Source organism: Burkholderia sp. LMG 13014 (genome assembly GCF_905232215.1).
Taxonomy (GTDB): domain Bacteria; phylum Pseudomonadota; class Gammaproteobacteria; order Burkholderiales; family Burkholderiaceae; genus Burkholderia.
In genome coordinates this window covers 1-5,468 of record NZ_CAJNKE010000415.1, presented here as the reverse complement: position 1 = coordinate 5,468, position 5,468 = coordinate 1, and the positions used below count along the sequence as shown (strand labels likewise).

Genomic DNA, 5,468 nt, shown 5'->3' with positions numbered 1-5,468 from the left:
GCAAGGCGAAGAACGACACGCGTGGGAGGCATCATCGGGACCGCACGTTTGAACGGAGGGCGAAGGTGCTGTCCCGCCGACGCGCGGCCGGCGTGCGGTACGGCGGGACGGTCACGATTGTAGCCGACGCGCGTGACGGGGCACGGCGAGTGGGCGGCGCGATGCGCGGCGGTGGCGCAGGCAAAAAAAAGCCGGCCCAACCGGGCCGGCTTTTCGTCGATGCCGAAGCAGCGTGGCGCTTAAACCTGCGCGCCTGCGTTCGGATCGTCCGGATCGTGCGCGGTCTTCTTTTCCTTGATCAGGTCTTCGCGCTTGATGCCGAGCCACATCGCGAGCGAACCCGCGACGAACACCGACGAGTAGATGCCGAACATGATGCCGACCGTCAGCGCGAGTGCGAAGTAGTGCAGCGTCGGGCCGCCGAAGAAGAACATCGACAGCACCATCATTTCGGTCGACGTGTGCGTGATGATCGTGCGCGACATCGTGGTCGTGATCGCGTGGTTGATCACTTCCTGCACGCTCATCTTGCGTTCGCGGCGGAACGTCTCGCGGATCCGGTCGAAGATGACGACCGACTCGTTGACCGAGTAGCCGAGCACCGCGAGGATTGCCGCGAGCACCGCCAGCGAGAACTCCCACTGGAAGAACGCGAAGAAGCCGAGAATGATCACGACGTCGTGCAGGTTGGCGATGATGCCGGCCACTGCGTACTTCCACTCGAAGCGGAACGACAGGTAGATCACGATGCCGATCACGACGCACGCGAGCGCGAGCAGGCCGTCGGTCGCGAGCTCCCGGCCGACCTGCGGGCCGACGAACTCGACGCGTTGCAGCGTGACGTCCGGGCTCTGCGCCTTCAGCGCGCCCATCACCTGGTCGCTCTGCTGCGCGGACGTGAGGCCTTCCTTCAGCTGCAGGCGGATCAGCACGTTGCGTGACGTGCCGAAGTTCTGCACCTGCGCGTCGGCGTAGCCGAGCTTGCCGAGCGTCGCGCGCACGGGTTCGAGTTCAGCGGCCTGCTGGTACTGCACCTCGATCACCGTCCCGCCGGTGAATTCGACGGACAGGTGCAGCCCGCGGTGGAACAGGAAGAACACGGCGGCGAGGAACGTGACCAGCGAGATCACGTTGAACACCAGCGCGTGCCGCATGAACGGAATGTCTTTACGGATGCGGAAAAATTCCATGGTCTTCTCCGGGGCCTTATTGGGTCGAGCCCGGTTTCTTCGGCGACACGCCTTGCTGCGCGCGGTTGCGCAGCTGCGGCTTGCCGGCGCGCGGCGCGTTGCTCTTCGCGGGGGCGGCGAGCTTCGCGGCGCGTGCGGTGTCGGTCGATTCGTCGGCGTCGGTGAACGACGCGCCGGCAGCGGCGCCTTCCGGCTTCCATACCTGGCCGATCGCGAGCGACTTCAGCTTCTTGCGGCCGCCGTACCAGAGGTTGACGATCCCGCGCGAGAAGAACACCGCGGAGAACATCGACGTCAGGATACCGAGGCAGTGCACGATCGCGAACGCGCGAACCGGGCCCGAGCCGAACGCGAGCAGCGCGAGGCCGGCGATCAGCGTCGTGACGTTCGAGTCGAGAATCGTCGCCCATGCGTGCGCGTAACCGGCCTGGATCGCGGTCTGCGGCGGCTGGCCGGCGCGCAGTTCTTCACGCACGCGCTCGTTGATCAGCACGTTCGAGTCGATCGCCATACCGAGCGCGAGCGCGATAGCGGCGATACCGGGCAGCGTCAGCGTCGCCTGCATCAGCGACAGCACGGCGACGAGCAGCAGCAGGTTCACCGACAGGCCGATCACCGACACCACGCCGAACAGCATGTAGTACGCGATCATGAACAAGGCGATCGCGCAGAAGCCCCAGATCACCGAGTGGACGCCCATCTTGATGTTGTCGGCGCCGAGGCTCGGGCCGATCGTGCGTTCCTCGATGATGTCCATGGGCGCTGCGAGCGAACCGGCGCGCAGCAGCAGTGCGAGGTCGGCTGCGGCTTGCGGCGTCGGCTGGCCCGTGATCTGGAAGCGGTCGCCGAGTTCCGACTGGATCGTCGCGACCGTCAGCACTTCGCCCTTGCCCTTCTCGAACAGCACCATCGCCATCGGCTTGCCGATGTTGTCGCGCGATACCGTGCGCACCGCGCGGCCACCGGCCGAGTCGAGGCGGATGTTGACCGACGGACGCTGGTGTTCGTCGAAGCCGGCCGATGCATCGATGATGCGGTCGCCGGTGAAGATCACGTCCTTCTTCAGCAGCACGGGCGCCTGGATGCCCTGCGTGAACAGTTCCTCGCCCGGCGGAACGGGGTCGTTCGGGTTCGGATGCGTGTTGATCGGGTCGGCGAGGCGCGCCTCGAGCGTCGCGGTGCGGCCGATGATGTCCTTCGCCTTCGCGGTGTCCTGCACGCCCGGCAGTTCGACGACGATGCGGTCGCTGCCTTGCTGCTGGAGGATCGGTTCGGACACGCCGAGTTCGTTCACGCGGTTGTGGAGCGTCGTCAGGTTCTGCTTGAGCGCGGCGTCCTCGACGGACTTCTGCACGGCCGGCGTAAACGTGCCGACGACCTGCGTGCCGCCACCGCCGGGCTGGGTTGCCCATTGCAGTTCGGTGATCGACAGCGCGAGCACCTTGCGGGCGTCTTCCGCCGTCTGCGCATCGCTGAAATTGACGACCACGGACTGGTCGACGCGGCTCACGCCACCGTCGCGGATGTTCTTGTCGCGCAGCAGCGTGCGCGCGTCGGACGCGTCGGAATCGAGCTTCTTCGTCAGCGCGCCCGTCATGTCGACCTGGAGCAGGAAGTGGACGCCGCCGCGCAGGTCGAGGCCGAGATACATCGGCAGCGCGTGCAGGGCAGTCAGCCAGCGCGGCGACGCGCTCTGCAGGTTCAGCGCGACGACGTACTGCGGATCGTTCGGGTCGGCGTTCAGCGACTTCTGCAGCAGGTCCTTGACGCGCAGCTGCGTATCGGTGTCCTTCAGGCGCACGCGGATGTTCGCGTTGGTCGCCGTGTTCTCGAAGGTGACGTCGTCCGGCGTGATCTGCGCGGACGCGAGCGCCGATTCGACCTGGGTCAGCGTGGTCGAGTCGAGCTTGACCGTGGCCTTGCCGCTCGACACCTGCACCGCCGGCGCTTCGCCGAAGAAGTTGGGCAATGTGTACAGAAGGCCGATGGCGAGCGCCACGACCATCACGACATATTTCCAGAGTGGATAACGATTCATGAGGGAGCCGAACGGGTGGTTGGCGTGAAAGCGTCGCGTCCGGCGCCGCGGCGGCCCGCTCTCTCAGGCGGGCACGGCGCGGGGAGCCGGACGCTCGGTGAAGGGCTTACAGCGACTTGATCGTGCCCTTCGGCAGAATGGTCGTGACCGCAGCCTTCTGCACGGTGATTTCGGTGCCTTCGGCGATCTCGACGCCGATGTAGCCTTCGGTGACCTTCGTCACCTTGCCCACGAGGCCGCCGCTCGTGACGACTTCGTCGCCCTTGGCCATGGCCGCGAGCATGTTGCGATGCTCCTTCTGACGCTTCATCTGCGGACGGATCATGATGAAGTAGAGCACGGCAAACATCAGGATGAGCGGCAGGAAGCTCATCAGGCTCGATTCGGCGCCACCGGCACCTTGGGCGAACGCGTTGGAAATGAACGGCACGTTGGTCTCTCCGTAAGGGAAGATCGAAAAATAAGCCGGTTATTCTACCACCGGCCCCATGCGCAAACGGATCGGCAAATGCGCTTTCGGATCAAGCTGTTAAAGCGCGAACCGGGTCCGTTGCGACTTGTTTGGAAAGGTAATTGTAATATTTGGCGGTCGGGTTCGACAGTCGGGACGCGTTATTTAGTACGCGTCCTATGTGACGAGCCCGCGATGCGGGCCGCCGGCCCGTCAGTCGACCCCTCTTGCGCGATCCTCCGCGAAGCGCTGGCGGAACGCGTCGAACGTATGGGTCTCGATCGCTTCGCGGATCTCGCTCATCAGCTGCAGGTAGTAGTGCAGGTTGTGGATCGTGTTGAGCTGCGCGCCGAGGATCTCGCCGACGCGGTGCAGGTGATGCAGGTAGCCTCGCGAGAAATTCTGGCACGTGTAGCACGTGCAGCTCGCGTCGAGCGGCTTCAGCGAGTTCTTGTGCGTCGCGTTGCGGATCTTCACGTCGCCGAAGCGCGTGAACAGCCAGCCGTTGCGCGCATTACGGGTCGGCATCACACAGTCGAACATGTCGATGCCGTTCGAGACGCCTTCGACCAGGTCCTCCGGCGTGCCGACGCCCATCAGGTAGTGCGGCTTGTTGGCCGGCAGCTTCGGGCCCACGTGGCGCAGCACGCGCATCATGTCTTCCTTCGGCTCGCCGACCGACAGCCCGCCGATCGCGAGGCCGTGGAAGCCGAGCTCGGCGAGCCCGGCGAGCGATTCGTCGCGCAGGTCCTCGAACATCCCGCCCTGGACGATCCCGAACAGCGCGTTCGGGTTGCCGAGCCGGTCGAACTCGTCGAGCGAGCGCTTCGCCCAGCGCAGCGACATGCGCATCGAGTCGGCCGCTTCCTTGTGCGTGGTCGGCACGCCGTTGGTCGCATACGGCGTGCACTCGTCGAACTGCATCACGATGTCCGAGTTCAGCACCTTCTGGATCTGCATCGACACTTCCGGCGACAGGAACAGCTTGTCGCCGTTGATCGGCGACGCGAACGTGACGCCGTCCTCGGTGATCTTGCGCAGGTCGCCGAGCGAGAACACCTGGAAGCCGCCCGAGTCGGTCAGGATCGGCTTGTTCCAGCCCATGAAGCCGTGCAGGCCGCCGTGCGCGTCGATCGTGTCGAGGCCCGGGCGCAGCCACAGGTGGAACGTGTTGCCGAGGATGATCTGGGCCTTGATCTCGTGCAGCTCGCGCGGCTGGATCGCCTTCACGGTGCCGTAGGTGCCGACCGGCATGAAGATCGGCGTCTCGACCACGCCGTGGTTGAGCTTCACGCGGCCGCGGCGCGCGTGGCCGTCGGTCGTCAGCAGTTCGAATTCGAGCCCGTTCGCCGGGCGGTCCTGCACGGGGGCGTGCGTATCGTGGGATGAACCTTCGGTCATCGCGTCATTCTCCTCGCTACCGGAAAACAGTCCGGCGCATGTTGGAAACGCCGCCGGAAGACCGGCGGCGGGGAAAAATCGGGTGCGCGCCATCGTAGCGCGCGCAGCGGGAAAACGGGGCGCGGCGGCCGCGCGGTGCATGGGCCGTCGCGGATGCCGCGCTTACGCGCGCGGCGCCTCCGGCGTGTCGCGGCGCGTGAGCAGCATCGCGTCGCCGTAGCTGAAGAAGCGGTAGCGTTGCTCGATCGCGTGCCGGTACGCGGCGCGGATCGTCTCGACGCCCGCGAACGCGGACACGAGCATCAGCAACGTCGACTTCGGCAGGTGGAAGTTCGTGACGAGCCGGTCGACCACGCGGAAACGATAGCCGGGCGTGATGAAGATGTCG

5 protein-coding genes are annotated in these 5,468 nt (G+C 65.6%); all 5 read right to left on the bottom strand.

The window, feature by feature from the left end; translation table 11 throughout:
* Window positions 1–239: 239 nt before the first annotated feature.
* On the bottom strand, window positions 240–1,190 hold the full coding sequence (gene secF / locus JYJ84_RS27525) for a protein translocase subunit SecF (protein ID WP_006482457.1): 951 nt from the start codon (window positions 1,188–1,190) through the stop codon (window positions 240–242).
* A gap of 16 nt (window positions 1,191–1,206) precedes the next feature.
* Complete coding sequence (secD, locus tag JYJ84_RS27520; RefSeq protein ID WP_174976872.1) at window positions 1,207–3,228, bottom strand: protein translocase subunit SecD; 2,022 nt, start codon at window positions 3,226–3,228, stop codon at window positions 1,207–1,209.
* Between the two features lie 106 nt (window positions 3,229–3,334).
* Window positions 3,335–3,658 carry a preprotein translocase subunit YajC gene (gene yajC / locus JYJ84_RS27515; protein WP_006476868.1) on the bottom strand — a complete coding sequence of 108 codons (324 nt, stop codon included), beginning with the start codon at window positions 3,656–3,658 and terminating at the stop codon, window positions 3,335–3,337.
* Window positions 3,659–3,892: 234 nt separating this feature from the next.
* Complete coding sequence (gene tgt / locus JYJ84_RS27510) at window positions 3,893–5,080, bottom strand: tRNA guanosine(34) transglycosylase Tgt (RefSeq protein WP_174963461.1); 1,188 nt, start codon at window positions 5,078–5,080, stop codon at window positions 3,893–3,895.
* A gap of 162 nt (window positions 5,081–5,242) precedes the next feature.
* The coding region (locus JYJ84_RS27505) for an S-adenosylmethionine:tRNA ribosyltransferase-isomerase (protein ID WP_205189697.1) at window positions 5,243–5,468 on the bottom strand (226 nt) is incomplete at its 5' end.

Excerpts from the sequence above, each read along its gene's own strand:
- tgt (WP_174963461.1), bottom strand. The coding sequence starts at position 5,080 with ATGACCGAAGGTTCATCCCACGATACGCACGCCCCCGTGCAGGACCGC.
- secD (WP_174976872.1), bottom strand. The coding sequence starts at position 3,228 with ATGAATCGTTATCCACTCTGGAAATATGTCGTGATGGTCGTGGCGCTC.
- secF (WP_006482457.1), bottom strand. The coding sequence starts at position 1,190 with ATGGAATTTTTCCGCATCCGTAAAGACATTCCGTTCATGCGGCACGCG.